This is a genomic window from Janthinobacterium sp. BJB304, from assembly GCF_002735765.1.
Classification (GTDB): Bacteria; Pseudomonadota; Gammaproteobacteria; order Burkholderiales; family Burkholderiaceae_D; genus Janthinobacterium.
The window spans coordinates 204174-227593 of the sequence record NZ_PDZN01000005.1 but is presented as its reverse complement, the minus strand read 5'-3'; the positions used below and the strand labels follow the sequence as shown (position 1 = coordinate 227593).

At 63.5% G+C, this 23420-nt stretch carries 22 protein-coding genes; 11 read left to right on the top strand and 11 right to left on the bottom strand.

What is annotated here, in order from left to right:
• Window positions 1-33 precede the first annotated feature (33 nt).
• The 8 genes from hutI to CSQ95_RS08195 all read right to left on the bottom strand — a co-directional run bounded on the left by hutI (window position 34) and on the right by CSQ95_RS08195 (window position 9810).
• A complete protein-coding gene (gene hutI, locus CSQ95_RS08230) occupies window positions 34-1260 on the bottom strand; it encodes an imidazolonepropionase (protein ID WP_099409128.1) in 1227 nt (408 codons plus the stop codon).
• Window positions 1261-1272: 12 nt separating this feature from the next.
• A complete protein-coding gene (locus tag CSQ95_RS08225) occupies window positions 1273-1848 on the bottom strand; it encodes a HutD family protein (RefSeq protein WP_099409127.1) in 576 nt (191 codons plus the stop codon).
• Entirely contained in the window at window positions 1848-3236 is a 1389-nt protein-coding gene (locus tag CSQ95_RS08220; RefSeq protein WP_099409126.1) for a formimidoylglutamate deiminase, read from the bottom strand. Before CSQ95_RS08220 ends, CSQ95_RS08225 begins: the two co-directional genes overlap by 1 nt.
• Window positions 3221-4024 (bottom strand): N-formylglutamate deformylase, encoded by an 804-nt coding sequence (gene hutG / locus CSQ95_RS08215; protein ID WP_099409125.1) that lies wholly within the window; start codon window positions 4022-4024, stop codon window positions 3221-3223. The genes CSQ95_RS08220 and hutG overlap by 16 nt, the downstream gene beginning before the upstream one ends.
• A 20-nt stretch (window positions 4025-4044) precedes the next feature.
• Window positions 4045-5604 (bottom strand): histidine ammonia-lyase, encoded by a 1560-nt coding sequence (gene hutH / locus CSQ95_RS08210; RefSeq protein ID WP_099409124.1) that lies wholly within the window; start codon window positions 5602-5604, stop codon window positions 4045-4047.
• Window positions 5605-5623: 19 nt separating this feature from the next.
• On the bottom strand, window positions 5624-7327 hold the full coding sequence (gene hutU / locus CSQ95_RS08205) for a urocanate hydratase (RefSeq protein WP_099409123.1): 1704 nt from the start codon (window positions 7325-7327) through the stop codon (window positions 5624-5626).
• 127 nt (window positions 7328-7454) lie between these two features.
• Window positions 7455-9128: an amidohydrolase gene (locus CSQ95_RS08200; protein WP_099409190.1), complete on the bottom strand. Its 1674-nt coding sequence runs from the start codon at window positions 9126-9128 to the stop codon at window positions 7455-7457.
• A gap of 67 nt (window positions 9129-9195) precedes the next feature.
• Complete coding sequence (locus CSQ95_RS08195) at window positions 9196-9810, bottom strand: GNAT family N-acetyltransferase (protein ID WP_099409122.1); 615 nt, start codon at window positions 9808-9810, stop codon at window positions 9196-9198.
• Window positions 9811-9942: 132 nt separating this feature from the next.
• On the opposite strand from CSQ95_RS08195, the gene CSQ95_RS30010 reads away from it, so the two are divergent.
• From CSQ95_RS30010 to CSQ95_RS08175, 7 genes are read left to right on the top strand one after another with little or no spacing between them, the layout of a single operon-like run.
• On the top strand, window positions 9943-11013 hold the full coding sequence (locus CSQ95_RS30010; RefSeq protein WP_099409121.1) for a hypothetical protein: 1071 nt from the start codon (window positions 9943-9945) through the stop codon (window positions 11011-11013).
• A 19-nt stretch (window positions 11014-11032) separates the two neighbouring features.
• Entirely contained in the window at window positions 11033-11476 is a 444-nt protein-coding gene (locus tag CSQ95_RS08185) for a hypothetical protein (RefSeq protein ID WP_180278992.1), read from the top strand.
• Between the two features lie 47 nt (window positions 11477-11523).
• Window positions 11524-11979, top strand: a complete 456-nt coding sequence (locus CSQ95_RS29025) for a hypothetical protein (protein ID WP_143449918.1) — start codon at window positions 11524-11526, stop codon at window positions 11977-11979.
• Between the two features lie 10 nt (window positions 11980-11989).
• Entirely contained in the window at window positions 11990-12496 is a 507-nt protein-coding gene (locus CSQ95_RS29020) for a hypothetical protein (protein WP_143449917.1), read from the top strand.
• A 13-nt stretch (window positions 12497-12509) separates the two neighbouring features.
• On the top strand, window positions 12510-13007 hold the full coding sequence (locus CSQ95_RS29015) for a hypothetical protein (RefSeq protein ID WP_143449916.1): 498 nt from the start codon (window positions 12510-12512) through the stop codon (window positions 13005-13007).
• Window positions 12982-13506 (top strand): hypothetical protein, encoded by a 525-nt coding sequence (locus CSQ95_RS08180; protein WP_099409119.1) that lies wholly within the window; start codon window positions 12982-12984, stop codon window positions 13504-13506. The genes CSQ95_RS29015 and CSQ95_RS08180 overlap by 26 nt, the downstream gene beginning before the upstream one ends.
• 10 nt (window positions 13507-13516) lie before the next feature.
• A complete protein-coding gene (locus tag CSQ95_RS08175; protein WP_099409118.1) occupies window positions 13517-14020 on the top strand; it encodes a hypothetical protein in 504 nt (167 codons plus the stop codon).
• A 42-nt stretch (window positions 14021-14062) separates the two neighbouring features.
• Here CSQ95_RS08175 and CSQ95_RS08170 read toward each other — a convergent pair whose 3' ends face one another.
• From CSQ95_RS08170 to ada, 3 genes are all read right to left on the bottom strand, one after another.
• Entirely contained in the window at window positions 14063-15739 is a 1677-nt protein-coding gene (locus CSQ95_RS08170; protein WP_099409117.1) for a mechanosensitive ion channel family protein, read from the bottom strand.
• 74 nt (window positions 15740-15813) lie between these two features.
• Window positions 15814-16503 carry a 2OG-Fe(II) oxygenase gene (locus CSQ95_RS08165; protein ID WP_099409116.1) on the bottom strand — a complete coding sequence of 230 codons (690 nt, stop codon included), beginning with the start codon at window positions 16501-16503 and terminating at the stop codon, window positions 15814-15816.
• Window positions 16500-17555: a bifunctional DNA-binding transcriptional regulator/O6-methylguanine-DNA methyltransferase Ada gene (gene ada / locus CSQ95_RS08160; protein ID WP_099409115.1), complete on the bottom strand. Its 1056-nt coding sequence runs from the start codon at window positions 17553-17555 to the stop codon at window positions 16500-16502. The genes CSQ95_RS08165 and ada overlap by 4 nt, the downstream gene beginning before the upstream one ends.
• Before the next feature lie 180 nt (window positions 17556-17735).
• Here ada and hutC point away from each other — a divergent pair, with 180 nt between their 5' ends.
• From hutC to trxA, 4 genes are all read left to right on the top strand, one after another.
• Window positions 17736-18455 carry a histidine utilization repressor gene (gene hutC / locus CSQ95_RS08155; RefSeq protein ID WP_070224202.1) on the top strand — a complete coding sequence of 240 codons (720 nt, stop codon included), beginning with the start codon at window positions 17736-17738 and terminating at the stop codon, window positions 18453-18455.
• Between the two features lie 331 nt (window positions 18456-18786).
• Window positions 18787-22110, top strand: a complete 3324-nt coding sequence (locus tag CSQ95_RS08150) for a PAS domain-containing hybrid sensor histidine kinase/response regulator (RefSeq protein ID WP_099409189.1) — start codon at window positions 18787-18789, stop codon at window positions 22108-22110.
• A 73-nt stretch (window positions 22111-22183) separates the two neighbouring features.
• Complete coding sequence (locus CSQ95_RS08145; protein WP_099409114.1) at window positions 22184-22642, top strand: response regulator; 459 nt, start codon at window positions 22184-22186, stop codon at window positions 22640-22642.
• 314 nt (window positions 22643-22956) lie between these two features.
• Window positions 22957-23283 carry a thioredoxin TrxA gene (gene trxA / locus CSQ95_RS08140; protein ID WP_070224200.1) on the top strand — a complete coding sequence of 109 codons (327 nt, stop codon included), beginning with the start codon at window positions 22957-22959 and terminating at the stop codon, window positions 23281-23283.
• Window positions 23284-23420: the final 137 nt, after the last annotated feature.

The following is a 23420-nucleotide window of genomic DNA, read 5'->3' as shown; positions in this document are numbered from 1 at the left end:
AGCAGCACGCACGCGGCGCTCCAGGACGGATGATCAATCCGGCAAGCTTACCACCGGCGCGCGCCAGACACCGCCGTGCACCACGCCCGCGCACGGGTTCAGGCCCAGCGCATACGCCAGGTCGGCCGGGCGCGCGATGCGCCACAGGGCGAAATCGGCGCGCTTGCCCACTGCCAGGCTGCCCGTTTCCTGCTGCAAGCCCAGCGCGCGCGCCGCATGGCACGTAACACCGGCCAGCGCTTCCTGCGGCGTCAAGCGCCACAAGGTGCACGCCATGTTCATCGCCAGCAGCAATGACGTCATCGGCGACGTGCCCGGATTGCAATCGGTGGACACGGCCATCGGCACGCCGGCCGCGCGCAAATCTGAGATGGGAGGTTGCTGTACTTCGCGCAAAAAATAATACGCGCCCGGCAGCAGCACGGCCACCGTGCCATGCCGCGCCATGGCGGCGATGCCCTCGTCCGACAGGAATTCCAGGTGGTCGGCCGACAGGCCGCCGTAGCGGGCCACCAGCGCCGCACCGCCCAAATCCGACAGCTGCTCCGCATGCAGTTTGACGGGCAGGCCCAGCGCCTGCGCCGCCTCGAACACCGTTTCGGTTTGCGCCGGCGTAAAGCCGATGCGCTCGCAAAACGCGTCGACGGCATCGACCAGGCCATCGCCGGCCAGCCGGGGCAGCATCTGCGCGCACAGCAGCTCGATATAAGCGTCGGGCTGGCCCGCGTATTCGGGCGGCAGCGCGTGCGCGCCGAGAAACGTGGTGCGCACGGTGACCGGAAGCTCTTGCCCGATGCGGCGCGCCACGCGCAGCATCTTCGCCTCGCTGTCCGCATCGAGACCGTAGCCGGACTTGATCTCCAGCGTGGTCACGCCTTCGGCCAGCAGCGCCAGCACGCGGGGCAGGCTTTGCCGCAGCAATTCATCGTCGCTGGCCGCGCGCGTGGCGCGCACGGTGGACATGATGCCGCCGCCGGCGCGGCTGATGTCTTCATAGCTGGCGCCATTCAGGCGCGCCTCGAATTCGTCGCTGCGGTTGCCCGCGTGGACGATGTGCGTATGGCAGTCGATCAGGCCTGGCGTCAGCCAGCAGCCCTGGCCGTCGTGCAGCACCGCGCCGCTGGCCGGCAGCTCGTCGCCGGGACCGAACCAGGCGATGCGGCCATCCTTGACGGCGATGGCCGCGTCGAGCAGTTCGCCATAGCCATGTTCCATGGTGGCCAGGTGGACGTTGTGGATGACCATATCCCAGTCTTGCATCGCTTTTCTCTCCTAGATGAACAGGTCGACGCGGAACACGGCCGTGCGCTGCAAGGCGTCGAGCCGCCAGTCCGGCGCGTCATCGGCGTCCAGCAGCAACGCGTCATGGCGGGCCAGCGCGAACTGCTGCTCGCCACCGCGCGCCAGCACGTGGCCTTCGCCAGCGACGAACAGCAAGGTCGCCGCGCTGCGCCGCGCCAGCCTGCCCGGCGCCGTGATTTTTTCCAGCTGATGGCGGCAGCGGTCGCGCCGCGTCATCACATTGAAATCCGTCGTCGGCCCCTTGACCTGCGCAACCACGGCCGCTTCGCCGGGAAACCACAGCATCGGTTGTGCCGCATTCAAGGTTACCTTGCGCGTACCGTCGAGCGTCAGCTGCACGCTGTCGCCATCGACCAGCATCAGGCTGCGGTCAATGCCGGGAAAGCTGGAAAACGGCCCGCTGGCCGTGATCGTCGCCAGGCTGATACGCCAGTCAAAATCGTCGAAACCGGCGTCCGGCGGAGAAATGGCGATTTCCGTCGTGCTGCCGCCGCCGTTTTTCCACGGCGCGGCGCGCAAGTATTCCTGTGGGATGAAGGTCGCCATCAGAGCGCCCTCAGTTGCACCAGGGCGCGCTTGTAGGCGGTGGCGATCGCGTCCTGCGCAACGTGGCGCCCGTCGCGCACCTGCCACTGGCCGCCGCACAGCACGTCGCGCACCAGCTTGTCGTTGCCGCAGAAGATAAAACTGCCCAGTACATCGGCGATGGCCACGCCGCACAGGTTCACATGCGCGTCGTCGAGCACCAGCACATCGGCGCGGCAGCCCGGCGCCAAAGCACCGAGCTTGCGTCCGGCCGCCTGCGCGCCGCCCCGCAAGGCTGCCTGCCACAGATAGTCGCCCACATGGCGCTGCTCCGGCGTGGCGGCCACATTGCGCTGCTGGCGCTGCAAGCGCTGGCCGTATTCGAGCCAGCGCAATTCTTCCACGGGCGACTGCGATACGTGGCTGTCGCTGCCGACGCCGAAACGCCCGCCGGCGGCGATGAATTCGGCCAGCGGGAACAGGCCGTCGCCCAGGTTCGCTTCCGTCGTCGGGCACAGGCCCGCGACAGCGCCGCTGGCGGCCATCAGCGCCACCTCGTCGGGCTGCACATGCGTGGCATGCACGAGGCACCAGCGCGCATCGACGTCGACCTGGTCGTACAAATACTGCACCGGGCGCCGGCCGCTGTAATCGAGACTCTGGCGCACCTCGCCCTGCTGCTCGGCGATGTGGATGTGGATAGGGCGATTCGCGGGCAGCGCTTGCGCCACTTCGCGGATCTGCACCACACCGGCGGCGCGCAGAGAATGGGGCGCAAAGCCCACTTCCACCTGCCCGCCGCGCTGCGGCGCCAGCGCCTCGATGATGCGCAAGACATCGTCCGCACCGGTGCGGAAGCGCACCTGCTCGGGTTTGAGGGGCTGTGCGCCGAAGCCCGCATGGCTGTACAGCACGGGCAGCATGGTCATGCCGATGCCGCTGACGCGCGCCGCCGCCAGCACCCGTTCTGCCGTTTCGGCGGGACGCGCATACAGGGCGCCAGCCGCATCGCGCTGCAGGTAGTGAAATTCGCAGACAGCCGTGTAGCCATGGCGCAGGCATTCGGCAAACAGCTGCGCGGCGATGGCCTCCATCTGTTCCGGCGTGATGTGGCGCGCGAAGCGGTACATCAGCTCGCGCCAGGTCCAGAAGCTGTCCGCTACCTGATTAACCTCGTCACCAGCAACCTCCGTCATGCCGCCCAGCGCCCGCTGGAAGGCATGCGAATGCAGGTTGACCATGCCGGGCAAGACATACTCGGCCACTTCCGCGCCGGGCGGCACTGTGGCGCCCTCCGTCACCGCCGTCAAGTCGCCTGCCGCATCCCATTCCAGCAGCACGTCGCGGCGCCAGCCTTGCGGCAGCAGCGCGTGGCGCGCGAACAGACAGGTACTCAACGCGCCACCCATGCCACGGCCGCTTCCATCATCTGGCGCAGCAGCGGCTGCACCCGGGCCGCCAGGTCGGGCCGGTAGCCGAAAGGCGCCGCCTCGTCCATGCCAGGTTCATTCATGTATAGGCACTGGCACATCTCCAGCTGGATCGCATGCACGCGCTTGTCCGGCTGGCCGTAATGGCGCGTGATATGGCCGCCTTTGAAGCGGCCATTCAAGGCCACGGTAAATGCATCCTGCGCGCGCGCGATGTCCACCACGGCGGACGTCAGGCCCGCATCGCAGCTGGCGCCATCGGCCGTGCCGAAGTTCAGGTCGGGCAGCTTGCCGTCGAAGAAGCGCGGCACATGCGAGGCGATGGAATGGGCATCCCACAGCACCACGGCGCCATGCACGCGCAGCAGGCGGTCCAGTTCCGCGCGCAGCTGCGCATGATACGGCGCCCAGTAGCGCTGCAGCCGGTGCTGCACGTCGGCCGGATCGGGTTCCTTGCCGGCCAGGTACAGAGGTTCGCGATGAAAGGTATCGTTGGGCAGCAAGCCCGTCGTATCCTGGCCCGGATACAGATTCGTGTCTTCCTGCGGGCGGTTCAAGTCGATGGTGTAGCGCGACCAGCGCGCCGACAGCACCGACGCGTCCATCTCCTGCAAAAAACCATACAGCTCGCGCAAATGCCAGTCCGTGTCGGCCTTGATCAGGGCCTGCGGCGTCATGCGCGCGGCGATATCGTCCGGTATGTCGGTGCCCACGTGGGGCATCGACACGAGCAGCGGGATGCTGCCTTCGTTGAAGCGGAAATCCATGCCTGTCTCCTTGCGCCCGCTCAAGCGTACAGCGGGGCGAACAAATTCTTGCAGGTGCTGCTCAACTCACCGTGCAGCACCATCTGCTTGGCCGCCTCGATGTCGGGCGCAAAGAAGCGGTCGGCGTCGAAGAACGGCACCTTCTGGCGCAGCTGGTGGTGCACGTGTTCGAGGTGCGGCGAGGTTTTCAGGGGACGGTGGAAATCGATGCCCTGCGCGGCGGCCAGCAGCTCGATGCCGACGATGACGGCCGTGTTGTGCGCCATGTCGTCCAGGCGGCGCCCGGCGAACGTGGCCATGCTCACGTGGTCTTCCTGGTTGGCGGACGTGGGCAGGCTGTCGACGCTGGCCGGATGGGCGAGCGACTTGTTTTCCGACGCCAGCGCCGCGGCCGTCACGTGGGCGATCATGAAGCCGGAATTGACGCCCGGGTCGCGCACGAGAAACGGTGGCAGGCCGGACAACGTGGCGTCGATCAGCAGCGCGATGCGGCGCTCGGCCAGCGCGCCGATTTCGGCAATTGCCAGCGCCAGGGTATCGGCGGCAAAGGCCACCGGCTCGGCATGGAAGTTCCCGCCCGAGACGATTTCCGCCTGCCCGTTCGGGCCATCCTGGAAAATCAGCGGATTGTCCGTGACGGCATTGGCTTCGATCAGCAGGGTACGGCCCACGTTGCCGATCAAATCGAGGCAGGCGCCCATGACCTGCGGCTGGCAGCGCAGGCTGTACGGGTCTTGCACGCGCTCGTCGCCTTCCAGGTGCGAGGCGCGGATCGCGCTGTTGGCTACCAGCTGGCGGTACATCTGCGCGGCCAGTATCTGCCCCGGCTGTCCCCGCACGGCGTGCACGCGCGCGTCGAACGGCGCATCGCTGCCCTTGGCCGCATCGAGCGACAGCGCGCCCGTGACCATGGCCGCTTCCAGCAGGCGCTCGGCCATGAACAGGCCATGCAGCGCCAGCGCGTTCGACACTTGCGTGCCGTTGATCAGCGCCAGGCCCTCTTTCGCCGCCAGCACGACGGGCGCGATGCCTGCCTGCGCCAGCGCCTCGGGCGCCGCCATCAATTCGCCGTTGACGCGCACCTCGCCCACGCCCAGCATGGCCAGGGTCATGTGCGACAGCGGTGCCAGGTCGCCCGAGGCACCGACGGAGCCCTTGGCGGGAATGGCCGGCATGATGCCCGCGTTGTACAGAGCGATCAAGGTATCGACGATCAGCGGGCGCACGCCGGAAAAGCCGCGCGCCAGGCTGCCGATCTTCATCAGCATGATCAGGCGCACGACGGCGTCCGACAGCAGTTCGCCCGTGCCGACGGAATGCGACAGGATCAGGTTGCGCTGCAATTGCTCGAGCTTTTCATCGGGGATGCGCGTCTTGGCGAGCAGGCCGAAGCCCGTGTTGATGCCGTAGGCCGCATCGCCCTTGGCGACGATGGCTTGCACGGCGGCGGCCGACGCCTCGATGACGGGATAGGCCTCGGCGGCGAGGATCAGTTTGGCGGGTGCGGCCCAGACGGCGCGCAGGTCGCCCAGGGTCATCGCGCCCGGTTTCAGGGTCCAACTTTTGGCATGCTGTGTCATAGTCATTCGCATCAAGGTCTCAAGGAAGCATTGGAAGAATCAGGCCGTTGCGCTTGGCGCAGGCGGCCGCTGTTTCATAGCCGGCATCGGCATGGCGCATCACGCCCGAGCCGCTGTCGTTGACCAGCACCCGGGCCAGGCGTTTCGCCGCGCTGTCCGTGCCGTCGGCCACGATGACCATGCCCGCATGCTGAGAATACCCCATTCCCACGCCGCCGCCATGGTGCAGCGAGACCCAGGTGGCGCCGCCGGCCGTGTTCAGCATGGCGTTGAGCAGCGGCCAGTCGGAGACGGCGTCCGTGCCGTCCTTCATGCTTTCCGTCTCGCGGTTCGGGCTGGCGACGGAACCCGTGTCCAGGTGGTCGCGGCCGATGACGATGGGCGCTTTCAGTTCGCCCGTGCGCACCATCTCGTTGAAGGCCAGGCCGGCGATGTGGCGCTCGCCCAGTCCCAGCCAGCAGATGCGCGCCGGCAGGCCCTGGAAGGCGATGCGCTCGCGCGCCATGTCCAGCCAGTGGTGCACCTGCTTGTGGTGCGGGAACAGCTCCTTGATCTTCGCATCCGTTTTATAGATGTCTTCCGGGTCGCCCGACAGGGCCACCCAGCGGAACGGCCCCCGCCCTTCGCAGAACTGCGGGCGGATATACGCGGGCACGAAACCGGGGAAGTCGAAGGCGTTCTGCACGCCCTGATCAAACGCCACCTGGCGGATGTTGTTGCCGTAATCGACAGTGTGCACGCCCATGGCGTGGAAATCGAGCATGGCCTGCACGTGGGCGGCGCAGGAATCGGCGGCGGCCACCGTCAGGCGCGCGTGGCGCTGCGGGTCCTGCTGCGCCGCCTTCCAGTCCGACACGCTCCAGCCGCGCGGCAGGTAGCCGTTGACCAGGTCGTGCGCGGACGTCTGGTCCGTCACCAGGTCCGGCACCAGGCCGCCCGCCTTGGCGCGGCGCACCAATTCCGGCAGCACTTCGGCCGCGTTGCCCAGGAGGCCAATCGAAATGGCTTCCTTGCGTTCGGTGTGATATTTCACTAGCTCCAAAGCTTCGTCCAGGCTGGCCGCCTGCTTGTCCAGGTAGCGCGTGCGCAAGCGGAAGTCGATGCTGCTTTGCTGGCATTCGATATTGAGCGAGACGGCGCCCGCCATGGTGGCGGCCAGCGGCTGCGCGCCGCCCATGCCGCCCAGGCCCGCCGTCAGGATCCAGCGCCCGCCCCAGTCGCCGCCGAAATGCTGGCGGCCCGCTTCGGCGAAGGTTTCATACGTGCCCTGCACGATGCCCTGCGTGCCGATGTAGATCCAGCTGCCGGCCGTCATCTGGCCGTACATGAACAGGCCCTGGCGATCGAGTTCGTTGAAGTGTTCCCAATTGGCCCATTTCGGCACCAGGTTGGAGTTCGCGATCAGCACGCGCGGCGCGTCCGCATGGGTCTGGAACACGCCCACCGGCTTGCCGGACTGGATCAGCAAAGTCTGGTCGTCTTCCAACTCACGCAGCGAGGCGAGGATCTGGTCGAAACAGGCCCAGTTGCGGGCCGCGCGGCCGATGCCGCCGTAGACGACCAGGTGCTGCGGATTTTCCGCCACTTCCGGGTCCAGGTTGTTTTGCAACATGCGGTAGGCCGCCTCGGCCTGCCAACTCTTGCAAGCCATGACCGTGCCGCGCGGGGCGCGGATGGTACGGCTGGCATCAAAGCGTGGATCGGTGTCCATTGTGCTGTTCATGCTGTCTCCTCGTAGGGTGCGAGCGGGCGTATTTAGCCCGCTCCTGTACTCCCAGCATAGGTTGTCTATACAACCAAGTCAACAGATTTTCTTTTGGGGTCAGACCCGACGGGTCTGACCCCGGCCCTCATTTTTTCTCGAACACGCGCTTGCCCGCCACCCACGTCTGCAGCACCTGCGTCTTGCCGATGGCGGCTGGTGACACCTTGAACAGGTCCTGGTCGACGACGATGAAATCCGCCCATTTACCCGTTTCCAGCGTGCCGATGACCTTTTCCTGGTGCGCCGCCCAGGCCGCGTCCAAGGTGAAGCAGCGCAGCGCTTCCGTCACCGTCATGGCTTGCTGCGGATACCAGCCGCCGGCAGGGAAACCTTCGCTGTTTTGCCGCGTGACGGCCGCGTGGATGCCCTCGAACGGATTCGGCGACTCGATGGGGAAGTCGGAGCCGCAGGCAATGCGCGAACCCTGCTGGAGGAAGGTGCGCCACGCATACGCGCCCTTGATGCGCTCGTGGCCCACGCGCTGCTCCGCCATGTTCTGGTCGGACGTGGCGTGCGTGGGCTGCATCGAAGGGACGATGCCCAGCACCTTGAAACGGGGGATGTCGGATAATTGCACCACCTGCGCATGCTCCATGCGGTGGCGCAGGCCCACGCTATGGTATTGCGCGGTCAAGGCCTGGTAGCCGTCGAGGATTTGATGGTTGCCCGCGTCGCCGATGGCGTGCACGTTCACCTGGTAGCCGGCGCGCATGGCTTTTTCCATCTTCGCGCGCATGGCGTCGTCCTTGTAGAACAGCAGGCCGCTGGTAGAAGGATCGTCGCTGTACGGTGCCAGCAGGGCGGCGCCGCGGCTGCCCAGGGCCCCGTCGGACAGCAGTTTGACAGCGCGCAAGGCGTACATGTCGCGCGCATAGCTTTTTAATGGGCCGTTTTTCGACAGCGCGTCGAAATCTTCCGTCGTATCGGCAATCATGCCGTAGACGCGCACCGTCAGCTTGCCGTGGTCCGCGTAGTCGCGGAACAGCCGGTCCTGCATCTGGCCGATGCCCGCATCGTGCACGCTGGTCAGGCCCGCCTGCGACAGCTGCGCCAGCGCGCCATCGAGGGCGGCGCGGTTATCCACGTCGCCCGGCTTGGGTAGCACGGCGTCCATCAAGTCCATGGCATTATCGACCAGCACGCCGGTGGCGTTGCCATCCGCGTCGCGGACTATCTTGCCGCCGGCCGGATCCGGCGTGGCGCGCGTGATACCGGCCAGCGCCAGCGCGCGGCTGTTGGCCCAGCCCGCGTGGCCATCAACCCGGCGTAGCCACATGGGCCGCGCGCTTTCCACCGCATCGAGTTCCGCGGCCGTGGGAAAGCGCCCCAGCTTCCAGATTTCCTGGTTCCAGCCATTGCCGACGACCCAGCCGCGCTCGGGATGCGCGCGGGCGAAGTCGCCCACGGCTTGCACGGCGGCCTGCAGCGACGCGGAACCGTACAGCATCACGCCGCTGGCGATCGTCCCCAGGCCGAACACGTGGCCGTGCGCGTCGATCAGGCCGGGGAGCACAGTCTTGCCCTGCACGTCGACGTGCAGAGCGCCCTTCGCCGCCTTGCGTTTCACCTGCGCGGCGCTGCCGACGGCGAGGAGTTTTCCAGCGTCGTCAAAGGCCAGCGCCGTGAAGCGCAGCACCTTGCCGTTGGCATCGAGCGTATAGCCGTTGGCATTGTCGATGACCGTGTCGGCATGGGCCTGGCCCAAGGTGCCCAGGCAGGTGAGAACTAGCAGGGTGCGGCGCAGTGGCAGGGTCGGCATTTCCATCTCCAGGTCTTTTAATAAATGAGTGAAAAGACGAGTGTATAGAAATTGGCAAAATGGTCAATCAGGCAGCAGTGGGTTGCCGCAGCATCAGCCAGTAATCGCAACCTGTGACGGCTTCCGCATAACGCCCCGCCACCGCGAAGCCCCGGCGGGCATAAAACGGCAGGCTGCGCTCGTTGTAGGTCTCCAGGAAGCACGCGGCGCCCGCCGCATCGACGGCCGCCAGGCCAGGCGCCAGCACGGACGCGCCCAATCCCCGCCCCTGCGCGTCCGGGGCGATGCCGGCGATCGACAAATACCACGCGTCCTGCAGGGCATGCGGCGCCAGCGCGTGCTCCATGTTCCCGACGATGGCCGTGAAATGGGTGTAGCCCTGCTCTCCCAGCAGCACTCGCAAGGCATCCTCGCGCTGCGCGTAGGCGGCCTGACGCTGAGCTGCCGGCGCATCCGTCGTCCAGATGGCGGCGCCATTGCCCCCGTCGTCAGCCAGGTCGACGCGCCCCGCCTGCTCGCCCTCGGCCAGCGCCAGCGCGAAGTAGGCTTCCAGCATGGCCAGCCGCGCCGCTTCGTCGTCGCCGCAGGCCACCGTGACGGCGCGGTAAAACGGGTCGCCGATCAGGGCGGCAGCCAGGCTGAGGGCGGCTTGCGATGCTTGAGTATGGGGGGTGCTGGACATGGGTTCTCTTTCTGTTCGTTGTATCTTTTCATTGCGACGCCCGGCATCTTAACGCAAGCGCCCAAGCATTGCGCCCAGTCAATACCTCCCCGCCGCCGCTGGCCTACGCTGGCGTTTTATCGAGGAGGTTCCATGGCCAGGCACCATGTCATCAGCACCACCGCGTGCGACGTGTTCTTCAAGCTTGTGGCCCATCAAAAGAAAAGCCTGGGCGCGCGCTTCGACAGCATGATCGTCACCTTCAGCGCCAACGGCCGCCCCGTGCTGGGTGCCACCCTGCGCAACGCGACAAGCGGCTGCGAACTGCACCGCCTGGCCGGCCAGCCCGACGAATGCTGGTGCTGCGGCTACGACGAACAGCTGGAATTCGTCTCGCAAAACAAGGTGCCGCTGGCGCACGCCGACTACCGGCTCACCTTGAGCAATGGCGAAACGTGGACGGGGACGACGGATGCGAAGGGACGCACGGGGCGCATCGCCAGCAAGCGGGAAGAGCAAATTACCCAGGCCGAATTCCTGCCGCACGCGGACAAATCACCATGCTGCGCCGCCGCCCCGAAACACGCGGCGCCAGCCGTTAAGGTCGTCCAGCTCGATGGCATCAAGACGACCGACAAGGACGTCGGTTCGTCCGTCAAACAGGTCAAAGTCAAGGACAAGGTTCGCCCGCTGAACAGGGGCGAGATCGACATGGCGTGGATGCTGTTCCAGGATGCGATCGACTATGGCAAGGTCAAGGTGCATGGCGAGCCATATCTATGGTTCGGCTTGCAACCGAAGAACGTGGCCATGACGCCGGATGGGGAGATTTATTTTCATGAGTCGGAGTATCAGGAGGATTTTTCCATAGCTCAGCCAATAGACAAAAACTGGTTCATGCATGAAATGGTCCATGTCTGGCAGTATCAATTGGGCTATCCGGTTGCATTGCGTGGGGCGATCCGTTTCGGATTGAATTACACGTATTTTTTAAAGCGAGGAAAAAAACTATCTGACTTCAACATGGAGGCACAGGGCAACTTACTGGCAGATTATTTCGGACTAAGGTATTTGAAAACACCAAAAGCTATGAATCAAAAAGAATACCGGGACTCCCTGATTCTCTACGAAGAGGTGATCAATGAATTTCTTAAAAATAGAAAAAGCAAGACCAATCTTCCTGGAAATGACATTGACCATGAGCCTTTGTTTGACATGCCGTGACGCGTACCCGATGTCCCGCATGGCCGAAGCCGAGATTAGCACTTTCAAAGGCAGACCATGCTTTACCATTTCAAAAAAAGAAGAACGCCGCAATGGAACGCCAATGCTGGGCGCACTCATGGTTTACGATATCTCCATAAAGCCGCCTGTAGAGGTCTGGTCCTTCATTCTCCCTGGAGCGACGACCCTACCCATGCATGCAAAAACCTGCTATTTGTATGGCCAAGTACCAGCAGGAGCCGAATCGACTGCCGCGACGATGTTGAAAACAGGCAGGATGTACAGCGTCTTCTTGAATGGCAGGCCGGATGACCCGTCTGACTCGACCTACGGCTACAAAGGGAAATTCTGTCTCATCGCGACAGCTAATAGCGGTCAACAGGTCATTCCCATCAAGCGCGATATGCAGGCCTGGATAGACGAAATTTGCCCGGCAAACACCCCAGCACAAAAAGGTCAATAATGCCCATCTGCCACAAGAGCCTATTGGTACTCGCCTTGATGACCTGCATGAGTGCCTCGGCCACCTCCCGCATGGCATACGCGGAAGTACAGCTAAAAAACGGCATTCCCTGTTTCTCTATTTCTAAAAAGGAAGAAGCACGCAACGGGGTTCCGCAGATTAGTGCGGTCGTACTGACAGAGGTATTCGTCAAGCCCGCAGTCGAAGTATGGTCTTTTCTTTTATCTGGCACAGCAACTATCCCTGTGCATGCCAAGTCCTGCCTTTTGTATGGGCTTGCTCCAGCAACGGCAGAGGTCAAGCCGTCCAAATCGCCGCCGCTGAAAACGGGGCGCATGTATGACGTCTTCCTGAACGGTGGGCCAGCCGATCCTTCAGATCCTACTCGCGGCTACGTAGGGAAATTTTGCTTAATCACCGGCATATCCGGGGAGCGCAAGATTCTTCGTATCGAAAGCGATAGCCAAGCCTGGATAGATGAAATCTGCCCCGTTCAGAAATAGGAAAAAGAGGATGTCCTTGCAGCAGAATGCCCTGTTCATATTGCTCAAGTTCCTCAGTCTGCATGCCTGTGCAACATCACGCATCGCCGATGCTGAAATCAGTTCAATTGACGGCGTACCGTGTTTCACAATCTCGCAGACGGAAGAACAGCGTAACGGCCAGCCACTCCTGGGAGCACTCAGCACTTCAGACCTGTCAGAAAAGCCCGTCGTTGGTGTGTGGAGTTTTTATATGACTGGTGGAAAAAAAGTACCGCTCTCGTCAAAAAGCTGCCTTCGGTATGGTGACCTTCCCCAAGGAGCGAACGGCATGCCCGCCCCTGAACTGCACACAGAACGGGTCTACAGCATTTTCCTCAATGGAAGACCAAATGATCCTGCAGACCCTACCTATGGCTACATGGGAAAGTTTTGCATAGTAGCCACGGCCACTGGTGAACGAAAAATCATCGCCATTGGCAGCGACACGCCAGCGTGGAAACAGGATAGTTGCCCGGAGCATTCGCTCATCAGATAGTGCAAGGATCGCCATGCCATATCGTCACACACTGCTATTCCTGCTTGCCACGCTGACGACTATCAATGCCTCGGCGTGGTCGCGCATCGCTGATGCCCTCATTCACTCTGGCAACGGCATGCCGTGCTTTTCAATTACAAAAAAGGAAGAGGCACGCAATGGCACACCAATGCTCGGGGCATTAATCGTTTCCGATCTGTCCGTTCAACCCGTCAAGAAGGTATGGTCTTTCTCTGTACCTCCAGATTGGCCTATTCCAATCCATGCAGATTCGTGCATTCGTTATGGAGATTTGCCCCCTACTGCTACAGGAATTAAACCAAAAATTCTTATTCCAGGACATTTCTATAGCGTATTTCTGAATGGCCGCCCCAAAGATCCGTCCGATCCAACCTATGGCTATCAAGGAAAATTCTGCGTGAGAACTACGGCGCCTGGCGGTCAGCAAATCATTCCCATCAACAGCGACATGCAGGCCTGGATCGATGAAGTTTGCCCGACGCCCCGTTAGCATCAATCCAACGCTGTTCATACTGCTCGCGCTCTCGAGTATGAACGGCTGCGCGCGCTCACGCATGGCCGATGCCGAAGTTACCTCGATCAATGGCGTGCCCTGCTTTAGCATTTCCAAACAGGAAGAGAGGCGCAACGGCCAGCCCTTCCTCGGCGCCTTGAGCGTGTCCGACGTGACGGTCAAGCCAACGACGGAAATATGGGGGTTTCTCATGACGGACGATAAGAAAATTCCGCTGTCTTCAACAAATTGCATTCCCTATGGGAATATTTCGGCACATGCCGACGCTGCGCCCGCGCCTGAATTGAAGACCGGCAGGGTGTACGAGGTATTTCTGAATGGCAGGCCAGCCGATCCTGCCGATCCTACCTATGGATATGTGGCAAAGTTCTGTCTCGTACAGCAGGTCTCTGCCAAGCCACACCTCGTCGTCATCAAAAGCGATACACAGGCCTGGATGGATGATACGTGCCCAGCCAAAAATCCTGTCCCATAGAAGGCATGCAATGAATCATCGTCACCTTATTCTTTGTCTGCTGGCGACCTTGACGAGCATGGATGCCTTGGCGTGGTCGCGCATGGGCACTGTCGCCGTCATGACGGCGGCTGGCCTTCCCTGCTTCAAAATTGCCAGCGAAGAGGAACGCTCAAGGGGGCCAGTCAGCCTGAAGATGCTGACGATCAGCACGCCTGGGCCGAATGGCTGGAAAGATGTATGGACGGTCATGTTTCCCAATGCCTCGTTTGGCGATCCCAGCTATCGTCTGCCAAACAAGGGATGCGTGCGCTATGGCAAGGCTCCCGAGGGGGCCGAGAGCAGCGATGCCGCGCCGCTGGTGTCGGGGAAAGTGTATGGCGTATCCTTCCTGGGAAGGCCGCCCTCCGCGTCCGATCCCACTTCGCGCTACTCCGCAGATTTCTGCCTGCTCACGGCACCCGCCGGGGGTTTCCAGGTGATTCAGCTGACAAATGGCAAGAATACCTGCGCTCCCGAGGAAAAACCAAGATAGCGCGTGCCATTGCATCCGTCACGTACAGACCACGCCTCGCGTTCAAGACTTGGGCGGAACTACCTCAATCGATTCCTCCCCCCGCTTCGCCGGCGCCCTGAACCATTCACCGGGCGGCACCACGTGCGACTCTTTCGGGTCGTCGATGTAGTGCGGCGAGGTGATCTGCACGTCGAACTCGTTGAAGACGTCGATGATGTTCTGGTGCAAGCGGTTCAGCACTTCGGCGCGTTGGCGGGGGACTTCGGCGCTGGCGTAGGCGACGAGGCGGTATTGCACGTAGTAATCTTGCAAGGCCAGCTGCATCACGTACGGTTTCGGCGTGGTCGACAGTTCCGTCGTGCGCGACGCCGCCAGTTCCAGCATGGCGTGCACTTGCCGCCACGGCGTGGCGTAGCCGATGGTGACGGTGGAGTCGAGCACGAAGCCGCCGCCGGGCTGGGCGCGCGAATAATTCTTGGTCGTTTGCGACATCACCCAGGCGTTCGGCAAGGCCACCTCTTCGCCCAGGCCCGTTCGCAGGCGCGTCTCGAACATGCCCAACTCGACCACGGTGCCCTCGCTGTCGCCCACGCGCACATATTCTCCCTTGCGCAGGGCGCGCGTGTACATCAGGATCAGGCCGCTGGCGCCCTGGCCCACGATGCTCGACGCGCCGATCGACACCATCAAGCCCACCAGCACGGACAGGCCCTGGAAAGCGGCCGTGTGCGAGCCGGGCAAATACGGATACGCCATGGCCAGCGCGAACAACCAGATCACCACGCTGGCGATGCGGCGCGTGGGCAGGGCCGTGTCCTTGTCGAGCCAGCCGATCTGCAATTCGCCGCTTTCCACGCGCTTGAACAGCGAGGCGGCCGTGGCGGCGATCAGGCGCGCGATGGCGAAGATCACGCACACCAGCACCAGCCCAGGCAAGGCACCGATGATGGCGTGAAAGACGTCGGCCGCCACGTCGAACAGGTAGCCGCTCAGGCTTTCGCCCCAGGAGCGCGTGTAGGGCAGGCGGCCCAGCACGAAGGCGGCCCACAGATACGTGGCCATCAGGCGCAAGCCCCACAGCACGGCGCTCAGCAACTGATACGCGAAGGCGATGTAGTGTTCGGCGTCGAGCACGCGCACATTTTTCAGGCGCACGTCGCGCAGGCGCGAAGCGAGCAGGATGCCGCTGCGGCGCTTGGCCCAGCGGTACAGACGCGTCAAGCCCATCCACACCAGCCAGAACACGAGGGTGGCGGCCGCGCACACGGCGGCGGCGATCGCCAGGTAGCGCCAACTGCCCTGTTCGCGATAGTCAAACACGGCCTTGCTCAGCTCCTCGGCCGCCGTTTTCGCCACGCTTTCCGTCGTGTCGCCGGCCAGCAAGTTGACGTCGCCAGGCACGACAACGAACAGCTGCACGCCGTCGAGCAGCACTTGCGTGCCTTCTGGAATCATGCGCGTGCTCGCCTGCAAGGGACCGTTTTTCGCCAGCACGCTTTCCAGGCGGCGCTGCGCGCCGATAGCCCGTTCATCGGGCGGATAGCCGGCCAGCGCGGCGCGGAAGACGAATACCTTGCGGTTGGCAAACATCAATGGCGCCGTCTTGACGGCGGCAGCCTGTGACGGCGCGATGGCGGTCGCGGCTTCCGCAACGAGCGAGGATGCGCCATCGTCCGCGTGGGCTGCGGGCAGCAGGAAGATGGTCAACAGGCACAACAGGCGGAGCAACGCGGACATGGCAACAGTGAAAAGTGACAGGGAGTAGCCATCATGCCATGTAATTGCGGAAACTCAAGCGCCGCACCTAGCGTTCAGCTCGCATCATGAAAAATGATGCCCAGGGTGTGGCGCATGCCCGAGCGCAGGCGCGACACGCCATGGCGCATGTTGACGCGGTAACTGCCGCGCGTGCCGTTGACGGGGCGCAGCGCCACGGGAAAGATCACGGCGTCGCCCTGCGCCAGCGGCACCACTTCGGCACGCGACTGCATGCGCGGGCGCTGCTCCGTGAGCACGAACTCGCCGCCCGTGAAATCGTCTTGCGGGCGCGACAGCAGCACGGCCAGTTGCAGCGGAAACACGTGCTCGCCATACAGGTCCTGGTGCAGGCAGTTGTAATCGCCTTCGCGGTAGCGCAGCAGCAAGGGCGTGGGCCGCGTCTGCCCCGCCGCATGGCAGCGCGCGAGAAAATCGGCGTGACTGGAGGGAAAGCGCGTCTCCAGGCCCATGCTGGCCTGCCAGCGGTTGGCAATCGCCGCCAGCGGCCCGTACAACTGTTCGCGCAAGGCGGCCACCACGTCGGGCAGCGGATGCGCCCAATACTGGTACTCGCCCTGTCCAAAGCCATGGCGCTGCATCACCACACGGCTGCGAAAGCGCGACGCATCGTCATACTGCGCCGCCAGCGCCGCGCACTGCACGAGATTGAGCAAGCCCGGCACGACGGCATAGCCATGCGCATTCAGCTCATCCTCGATCTGCCGCCAGTCCAGCGCCCTCACCGTTCGCCCTCGCGTTCCAGCAGCGCCTGCTTGCGTTCCACGCCCCAGCGGTAGCCGGACAAGGCGCCATCGTTGCGCACCACCCTGTGGCAGGGGATGGCGACGGCCAGGGCATTGGCGGCGCAGGCGCCCGCCACGGCGCGCGCACCTTTCGGCGCGCCGATGCGGCTGGCCAGCTCGGCATAGCTGACCGTGCTGCCGGCGGGAATTTCGCGCAAGGCTTGCCATACGCGCTGCTGGAACACGGTGCCGCGCACGTCGAGCGGCAAGTCCAGGCCGATCGCCGGCGCCTCGACCAGGCCCACCACCTGCGCCACCGTCTGTTCATAATCAGGCTCGGCGCCGCGCAGCTCGGCTTGCGGAAAGCGGTCCTGCAAGTCGCGCAGCAGCACTTCCGGGTCGTCGTCGATCAGAATGGCGCAGATGCCCTTGTCCGTGCTGGCCACGAGGATGGCGCCCAGCGAGCAGGCGCCGATGGCAAAGCGGATCACGGCGCCGCTGCCGCCGGCGCGAAACGCGCCCGGCGTCATGCCCAGCAAGCCGGGCGTGGCCGCATACAGACGGCCGCTGGAATTGAAGCCGGCCGCATATAACGTTTCCGTGACGTTCGCCGCGCCTTGCAAGCCGGCCTTGAGGCGCTCGCCGCGCTGCGCCGCCGCGTACGCTTTCGGCGTGATGCCCGTGTGCGCCTTGAAGACGCGGTGAAAGTGAAAGCGGCTCATGCCGGCCGCCTGCGCCAGCGCGTCCAGGTCGGGCAGCTCGTCGCTGGCATCGATCAAACGGCAGATGTCGGCCACGATGGCCGCCTGGCGCTGGGCCAGGGGCGGTAAGTTCGGCTTGCAGCGCAGGCAGGGGCGAAAGCCGGCCGCCTCCGCCTGCTCGCACGTGGCGTGAAAAGCCACGTTGCGGCGCAGGGCGGGACGCGCCGCGCAGGAAGGGCGGCAATACACGCCCGTCGTGCGCACCGAGTAATAAAAGACGCCGTCGGCATCGGGCGCGCGCCGCTGCAGGGCCTCCCAGCGTTCATCGTCAGTCAGGTAAGCGTGTTCCATGGCGAACTCCGTGCAAATCAATAATAAGTCACCAGCATAGCCAGCACCCGCGCGCGCCACACTCCGGCGCTTGCTTTTGAATTCAAAAAAGGCTGGCGGCGCCTGCCTTGCTCGGTGCTAAAATCGGCCATCGCGCCTCCAGCCGGCGGCGCGCCCTGCCCGCGCCTCGGAGAAACCGCATTGGACGATCATACTACCCAGGAAAATACGCCCATTTTCCAGCGCATCAAGGATTTTCTGCTGGCCGGCATCGCCGCCGGGCGCTGGAAGGAAGGCGACGTGATTCCCTCCGAGCAAGCCCTCGTGAAACAATTCGGCGTCTCGCGCATGACGGTCAACCGCGCCGTGCGCGAACTGACCAGTGAACAGGTGCTGACGCGGCGCCAGGGTTCCGGCACCTATGTGGCGCAGCAAAAATACCAGGCGACCTTGTTGGAAATCAAGAGTATCGCCGATGAAGTGCGGGCGCGCGGACATATCCACCGCAGCAGCCTGCAATTGCTGGAACGTACGAAAGCCTCGGATTTGCTGGCCAAGCAATTCGGCCTGCCGCCGGAACACCCGCTGTTCCACTCGCTGATCGTGCATTTTGAAAACGGCGTGCCGATCCAGGTGGAAGACCGCTGGGTCAATCCCGAGTGCGCGCCCGACTACATGACGCAGGATTTTTCCAGCATCACGCCGAACGAATACCTGATGGCCGCCGCGCCCCTGCAAGGCGCCACCTACAGCATCGAAGCACTGTCGGCGCCGCGCGACATCGCCGAAATGCTGGCCATCGACACGAAACAGGCATGCCTGGTCCTGCGCCGCCAGACGCGCTCGGGCGGCAAGATCGCCTCGATCGCCACCATGTGGCATCCCGGGCACCGATATCAGTTTGCCGGCAGTTTCACCTAAAGGCTATCGCCTCGATTGAGTAGCACGATTTCGCGCCGACTTTCTCTCAAATTCTCACCAAATCGCGAAAAAAACAGCCATTCCGGGGCAAAAAAAATCCCGTTTTGGCTGTTTCAGAACTTAAATACCCCGAGCAAATATTCGATGCTATAGTTGCCGCCAGAAAGCGCCGCAGGCGTTTATTTGAGCGCGCATCATGCACTGTCAGCCCAGTTCCATCATGCCCCAGAAAGGGATGCATTTGTCGTATTGCAGCCACACGAGTTTCAGCGCATCGCGCCGACGGCGCCCTGCGCTGCGTCGTCTCGCTCATACGATGCTGGCGGCAGGCATGACGCTTTCCTTGCCGGTGCAGGCGGCGGTACACGGCATGGCGCCAACACTGCTATGGCCTTACGCTGCCGCCAGCGCCACCGCCCTGGCGGGAGTGGCTTGCTGGCAAGCCTGGCGGCTGCGGCAACAGTTGCGCCGCCTGCTGCTGCCCGCGCATGCCCTGGCCGAACAGGACGCCGGGCAAGCCTTGCGCGGCGCGGCCATGGCTGGCTGGACCTGGCGACGACAGGCCGACCGGCTGCAGTTCGCGCCCCAGTACCAGGACGTGCTGGGCGACAAAAGCGCCAGGCTCGACCATGCACTGGACGAGTGGCTGGCCGAAGTGCACCGCGACGACCGCGCGCGCCTGAGCCTGGCCTTTCGCCAGCATCTGGATGGCCAGGCGCCCGGCACCTTCAATTGCGAATTCCGCTTGCGCCACAGCGACGGCCACTGGCGCTGGCTGCTGGCGCGCGGCGCCGTGCTGACACGCGCCTCGGATGGTGCCGCCACGCAGGCCAGCGGCATCGTCTGCGATATCAGCGAACGCAAACAGGATGAGCAATCGCGCATGCGCTCGATGCTGGAAGCGGCGCCCGAAGCCATGCTGGTGGCCGACGTCGAAGGCAAGGTGCACTACGCCAACCAGATCGGCGCGCGCTGCTTCGGCTATCCGCTGGCCGAATTGACGGGCATGTCGTTGGAGCAATTGGTACCGGAAAGCACGGCCAGCCACTCCGTGGGCGACCCGCAAGCGCGGCACAGCCTGCCGGGCCGGGTGATGATGGCGCGCCGCCGCGACGGCACGCACTTCCCGGCCAAGGTCAGCCTGTCGCCACTGCGCATGGCCGGGCAAGTATTTTCCATCGTCTCGCTGCGCGACATGACACAGCGGCAACGCGCCGAGGAAGCGCTGCACGCCAGTTCCGAACGCTACCGCCTGATCGTGCAGACGGCCGCCGAAGGCATCTGGATGACGGATGCGGACGGCAAGACCACCTTCGTCAACCCGAAGATGGCGCACATGCTCGGCTACACGGTGCAGGAAATGCTGGGCCGTCCCCTGCTCGACTTCATGGACCGCGACAGCCAGCTGCTGATGCAGCGCCGCCTGGCCAGCCACGGCAGTGCCGCCAGCCAGCCGGACCAGGTCGATTTCCGCTTCTTCCGCAAAGATCAGTCGAGTCTGTGGGGCTTGCTGTCGAGCACCAGCATCCAGTCGGACAACGGCGAGCCGGGCGGCACCCTGGCAATGATTACCGACATCACGGAACGGCGCCAGGCGTCGATCGCCCTGTCGAACTCGAGCCAGCGCATGGCGTCCGTGTTCGGCGCCGTGACGAACGGGCTGGTGGTGCAGGACAGCCACGGCCACATACTGGAAAGCAATGCCGCTGCCGAGCGTATGCTGGCGGCCAGCCCGGCCGGCAACAGCCTGTGGCAAGCGATCCACGAAGACGGTTCCCCTTTCGACCAGCGCAGCCATCCCGTGCACATCACCCTGTCGACGGGTGTCGCCATGCGTGACGTGCTGATGGGCGTGCAACAGCCCGACGGCAGCCTGTCGTGGCTGTCCGTAAATACCGAGGCCATCCGCGATGAATACGGCAAGGTGGGCATGGTGGTGGCCAGCCTGACGGACATCACGTATCACAAGCGCAGCGAGAGTGCCTTGCGCGAACTCAATGAACATCTGGAAGAGCGCGTGGCGCAGCGCACGGAGCAGCTGGACCAGGCCAAGCAGGTGGCCGAAGAAGCGAGCCTGGCGAAGGGGCAATTCCTGGCCAACATGAGCCATGAAATCCGCACGCCGATGAATGGCGTGATCGGCATGGCGTATCTGGCCCTGAAAACGGACCTGGAACCGCGCCAGCGCGATTACCTGGAAAAAATCCGTTTTGCCGGCGAACACTTGCTGGGCATCATCGACGACATTCTCGACATTTCGAAGATCGAGGCGGGCAAGCTGGAGATCGAGCGCGTCAACTTCAGTTTCGACCACGTCGTGCAAACGCTGATGACAGTGGTGGCGCCGCGCGCCGCCGGCAAGAACCTGGAGTTGCTGTTTGAAATCGACCCGCAATTACCGGCCGTGCTCGTGGGCGACCCATTGCGCCTGGGACAAGTGCTGATCAACTACGCCAATAACGCCATCAAGTTCAGCGAACAGGGCAGCATCACCGTGAAAGTGCGCAAGGTGGTGGCGGACGCCAGGCACTGCCTGGTGCGCTTTGAAGTATGCGACCACGGCATCGGCCTGTCGCAGGATGAAATGAGCAAGCTGTTCCAGTCCTTCCAGCAGGCCGACACGTCCACCACGCGCGAATATGGCGGCACGGGCCTGGGCCTGGCCATCTGCAAGCAGCTGGCGCAGCTGATGGGCGGCGACGTGGGCGTCGACAGCCGTCCCGGCGCAGGCAGCACCTTCTGGTTCACGGCCAACCTGGGCATTTCCGACCAGGCGGCACCCGCCATGCTCGACAGCATGGTGCAGACGGCGGCGGCCATGCGCGCCAGCGCCGACGCGGCCCTGGTGATGCGCACGCTCAAGCATGCGCGCATCCTGCTGGTGGAAGACAACACGTTTAATCAGCAGGTGGCACTGGAATTGCTGGAAGAAGCTGGCGCCTCCGTCTGCCTGGCCAACAATGGCGAGGAAGCGCTCGACCTGCTGCGCCAGACGCAGTTCGACTGCGTGCTGATGGACGTGCAGATGCCGCTGATGGATGGCTTGCAGGCGACGCGCCACATCCGCGCCGACCCGCAGCTGGCGCACCTGCGCGTGCTGGCCATGACGGCCACGGCCACCAGCGAAGACCGCGTGCGCTGCCTGGACGCGGGCATGGACGATTTCATTTCCAAGCCCATCCAGCCGGCCATGATGTACCAGACCATCGCCAGCTGGCTGCCGGCACGCGACACGCCGCCGCCCCCGGCGCGCAGCCGCGCCGCGCCCGCCTTCAAGACCACGCTGGCGGGCGACCCGCAGGTGATCGACCTGTCGATCCTGGCCAAGTTGCTGGGCTACAACCCGGAAAAGGTGCGCAAATTCGCCTTCAAGTTCCTGCAGACGACGCAGGACGGCTTTGGCGACATCGATGCGGCCCTGGCGCGCGGCGACGTGCACCAGGTGCGGGAACTGGGGCACCGCATCAAGTCGTCGGCGCGCACCGTGGGGGCCCTGGGGCTGGCCGAGCTGTGCCACAACCTGGAAACCCTGGCGCCGGGCGAACCGGCCGACGAGGCGGAGCGGGCGCAGCACATCGTCGCGCGCCTGTGGCCCCTGCTGGAACAGATTACCGAACAAATCATGAATAACACCAGCTTTGCCAATGACGATTAGCTACCGCCAAATTCCGTTAAGGCAAGGTATCGGCATCGACAGCGATGCAGCATATCAATAGGAAGACAGGACGATGACTACTGTATCAAACCAAGCAAGCCGTGAACACAGCGAAGCAGGCCTGGCGCCATTGCGCGTATTGCTGCTGGACGACGACGTTTTCATGCTCGACGTGCTCAGCGACATGCTCGATCAAATGGGCCCGTTCGACATCCGCTGCGAGTCGCACAGCGAACAGGCGCTGTCGACCCTGAAGCAGCACCAGCCCGATCTGCTGATCTGCGACCTGTCCATGCCCGACATCGACGGCATCGAATTTTTGCGCATGGCGGCTGAAAACGGCTTTCGCGGCGGCGTAGTCCTGCTGTCGGGACTGCATTCGGCCGTGCGCCTGGCGGCCGAACGCCTGGCCATGGCCAACGGCCTGCATATATTAGGCACCTTCCGCAAGCCGATGGAAAGCGCGGAATTGCAGCTCATGGTGAACTTGCAACTGCAGCACACGGCGCGTCAGGCCGGCGCGCAAGCCTGAGCGCGGAGCCAGGCCGGGAGGCGGGACACGGCGCCGCAAGCCAGCAGGCATGCGGCTTTGCTGCCCTGGCGGCACGCGCGGAAGCGATATGCTGGCGATATGCCTCAAGTTTTTCTGCAATAATCGCCACGCTTTGAAAAAATGGGTTATTATTTCAGCCATCCCCGCCTGCATACCTCTGGTCGCACCTTCCAAGAACATTGAATTTGTGCCCATTGCCCCCATCTTCTCACTGCATTCCAGGAAGCATGGATGGCGAACCAGCGTATGGTGAATTCCAGGCATTATTGATCCCACCCTCATTTGAGGAAAATATGAGCGAAAATATCAAACACATTAGCGATGCATCTTTTGAAGCAGACGTCCTGAAATCCGAGTTGCCAGTACTGGTCGACTTCTGGGCGGAATGGTGCGGTCCCTGCAAGGCCATCGCCCCGATCCTGGAAGAAGTGGCCAAGGAATACGCCGGCCGCATCGTGATCGCCAAGATGGACGTGGACGCCAACCAGGCAGTGCCTGCCAAGTTCGGCATCCGCGGCATCCCGACCCTGATCCTGTTCAAGGATGGTGCTGCAGCTGCTCAAAAAGTGGGCGCCATGGCCAAGGGCCAGTTGACCGCTTTCGTCGACAGCAACATTTAATGTATGATGGGCAGCGCTGCGCCCGCAGCGCCGCCTGACTGGATAGACCGGGAAGCGGCTTTGCCTCATTCGTGCACAGCCTTCCCCAATAATTAATCAACGCCACGCAGTCCCCTCCCCTACCTTTACATCCCGTC

What these genes read in the sequence shown, in the direction of transcription:
- CSQ95_RS29025 (WP_143449918.1), top strand. Translation starts at nt 11,524, where the DNA reads ATGAGTGCCTCGGCCACCTCCCGCATGGCATACGCGGAAGTACAGCTA.
- CSQ95_RS08200 (WP_099409190.1), bottom strand. Translation starts at nt 9,128, where the DNA reads ATGCCGACCCTGCCACTGCGCCGCACCCTGCTAGTTCTCACCTGCCTG.
- trxA (WP_070224200.1), top strand. Translation starts at nt 22,957, where the DNA reads ATGAGCGAAAATATCAAACACATTAGCGATGCATCTTTTGAAGCAGAC.
- CSQ95_RS29015 (WP_143449916.1), top strand. Translation starts at nt 12,510, where the DNA reads ATGCCATATCGTCACACACTGCTATTCCTGCTTGCCACGCTGACGACT.
- CSQ95_RS08220 (WP_099409126.1), bottom strand. Translation starts at nt 3,236, where the DNA reads ATGGGTGGCGCGTTGAGTACCTGTCTGTTCGCGCGCCACGCGCTGCTG.
- hutH (WP_099409124.1), bottom strand. Translation starts at nt 5,604, where the DNA reads ATGACACAGCATGCCAAAAGTTGGACCCTGAAACCGGGCGCGATGACC.
- hutI (WP_099409128.1), bottom strand. Translation starts at nt 1,260, where the DNA reads ATGCAAGACTGGGATATGGTCATCCACAACGTCCACCTGGCCACCATG.
- CSQ95_RS08180 (WP_099409119.1), top strand. Translation starts at nt 12,982, where the DNA reads ATGAAGTTTGCCCGACGCCCCGTTAGCATCAATCCAACGCTGTTCATA.
- CSQ95_RS08150 (WP_099409189.1), top strand. Translation starts at nt 18,787, where the DNA reads ATGACGCTTTCCTTGCCGGTGCAGGCGGCGGTACACGGCATGGCGCCA.
- CSQ95_RS08170 (WP_099409117.1), bottom strand. Translation starts at nt 15,739, where the DNA reads ATGTCCGCGTTGCTCCGCCTGTTGTGCCTGTTGACCATCTTCCTGCTG.
- CSQ95_RS08145 (WP_099409114.1), top strand. Translation starts at nt 22,184, where the DNA reads ATGACTACTGTATCAAACCAAGCAAGCCGTGAACACAGCGAAGCAGGC.
- hutG (WP_099409125.1), bottom strand. Translation starts at nt 4,024, where the DNA reads ATGGATTTCCGCTTCAACGAAGGCAGCATCCCGCTGCTCGTGTCGATG.
- ada (WP_099409115.1), bottom strand. Translation starts at nt 17,555, where the DNA reads ATGGAACACGCTTACCTGACTGACGATGAACGCTGGGAGGCCCTGCAG.
- CSQ95_RS08185 (WP_180278992.1), top strand. Translation starts at nt 11,033, where the DNA reads ATGGCCGAAGCCGAGATTAGCACTTTCAAAGGCAGACCATGCTTTACC.
- CSQ95_RS08175 (WP_099409118.1), top strand. Translation starts at nt 13,517, where the DNA reads ATGAATCATCGTCACCTTATTCTTTGTCTGCTGGCGACCTTGACGAGC.
- CSQ95_RS30010 (WP_099409121.1), top strand. Translation starts at nt 9,943, where the DNA reads ATGGCCAGGCACCATGTCATCAGCACCACCGCGTGCGACGTGTTCTTC.
- CSQ95_RS08225 (WP_099409127.1), bottom strand. Translation starts at nt 1,848, where the DNA reads ATGGCGACCTTCATCCCACAGGAATACTTGCGCGCCGCGCCGTGGAAA.
- CSQ95_RS29020 (WP_143449917.1), top strand. Translation starts at nt 11,990, where the DNA reads ATGTCCTTGCAGCAGAATGCCCTGTTCATATTGCTCAAGTTCCTCAGT.
- CSQ95_RS08195 (WP_099409122.1), bottom strand. Translation starts at nt 9,810, where the DNA reads ATGTCCAGCACCCCCCATACTCAAGCATCGCAAGCCGCCCTCAGCCTG.
- hutU (WP_099409123.1), bottom strand. Translation starts at nt 7,327, where the DNA reads ATGAACAGCACAATGGACACCGATCCACGCTTTGATGCCAGCCGTACC.